Source organism: Prevotella conceptionensis 9403948 (genome assembly GCF_000312305.1).
Lineage (GTDB): Bacteria > Bacteroidota > Bacteroidia > Bacteroidales > Bacteroidaceae > Prevotella > Prevotella conceptionensis.
In genome coordinates this window covers 1-1,591 of record NZ_HE999474.1, presented here as the reverse complement: position 1 = coordinate 1,591, position 1,591 = coordinate 1, and the positions used below count along the sequence as shown (strand labels likewise).

General features: G+C 44.9%; 1 protein-coding gene. It reads left to right on the top strand.

What is annotated here, in order from left to right:
• Positions 1–118: 118 nt before the first annotated feature.
• Positions 119–1,552, top strand: a complete 1,434-nt coding sequence (gene tnpC / locus BN93_RS15740) for an IS66 family transposase (protein ID WP_019189242.1) — start codon at positions 119–121, stop codon at positions 1,550–1,552.
• The last annotated feature ends 39 nt before the right edge of the window (positions 1,553–1,591 follow it).

Here is a 1,591-nt window from a genome sequence, read left to right as displayed (position 1 = left end):
TGTAACTATTCAGCGGTATTGACCAATCTGTATTCTCTCCTCTAAAATCTTCGTATAAAGGCTATAAAAATGCTCATTTATCTTGCGTATTTCAGATTTTCTTTGTACCTTTATACCTATGAAAGAGCAAGTTACGGACATATCAAAAGTGTTACAAGACATGACGGAAGAGATGCGGCTGTTGCGTGAAACTGTCAACCAGCAGTATGCCGAGATTGTCAAATTGAACCGTAACATAAATGCTCTGAACCTCCAAATCCGCAAGAAAGATACGGAACTTACAAACTTGCGGGAACGCTTGGCCAAGTATGAAAAACCTGACAAGAACTCTAATAACAGCAGCACTCCGCCAAGCAAGGAGCGTATGAAGGATGAGGTTGTCAGAAGAACAAGAAGTCTCCGTAAGCCAAGCGGTAAGAAGCCGGGAGGACAAAAGGGACATGATGGGCATAAGTTGTCTTGCTCTTCCGTACCTGACGAGATAATCGATGACGCACCTGACTATTGCACTCGTTGCGGAGAATCTTTAGCAGACGCAGAGCGTGTACTTGATTATGTGACGCAGGTTATTTCCATTCCAGAGCTGAAGCCCGTAGTCAAGGAAATCCGACACTATGTGATGGTATGCAAGAACTGTGGCGAACGTATTCGGACGGTGCCGAGACGGCGGTCAAACGACGTGGTATATGATTCAAGCGTAAAGGCTCTAGTGGTTTATCTGAGTGTCGTGCAATTTCTTCCATACGGCCGTATAGCAAGTTTTTTGCGTGAGGTATTTGGTCTCACTCCAAGCGAGGGCTCGCTGGTGAACTGGGTGAATGAGGCAAAGAGAAATGCGCAACCTGTGATTGATAAGATTAAAGAATATATCAAGTCGTCAGCCGTAGTTGGTTTCGATGAGAGCGGCTTGTACTGTAACAAAAGACTCGACTGGGCCTGGATAGCACAGACAGTTTATTACACACTGCTTTTCCGTGCTGACGGAAGAGGATCGAAGGTATTGGCAGGCAAGTTTGGCGACAGCTTAGAACGAATGACTGCCGTTACCGACCGCCATAGCGCATACTTTGCACTCCATTTCCTCAACCATCAGGTATGTCTTGCTCACTTGCTTCGCGAACTGCAATATCTTTCAGAGTTGAACACTGAGCAAGAGTGGTCTGGGAAAGTAACCAACCTGTTCCGTGAAGCCATTCACGAGCGGAACACCAATCCGAACGACGTTATAGACAAGGTGTCATGGCCCCGACGTTTAGACAATCTGCTCAAACAGAACATAGAGGGGCTTGGTAAGAAGTTCATTACGTTCAAGAAAGGCCTAGTCAAATGCAGGGACTACATTTTCAATTTCCTTGTAAATCCGATGATACCCTCTGACAATAATGGAAGCGAACGGGGAATACGCAAGCTAAAAATCAAACTGAAGAACTCATGCACATTTCGTTCCGACTTCGGAGCAGACGCTTTTCTTGAACTTCATTCGATTGTAGAAACAGCTAAGAAGCACGACAAAACTCCATACAATGCGATTCAAGCCTTATTTAAGGTTTGATGAATTGGTATGCACTGTATATATCGGGTATCGCTGAAT

Coding starts and splice junctions, on each gene's coding strand:
- tnpC (WP_019189242.1), top strand. CDS start 119: ATGAAAGAGCAAGTTACGGACATATCAAAAGTGTTACAAGACATGACG.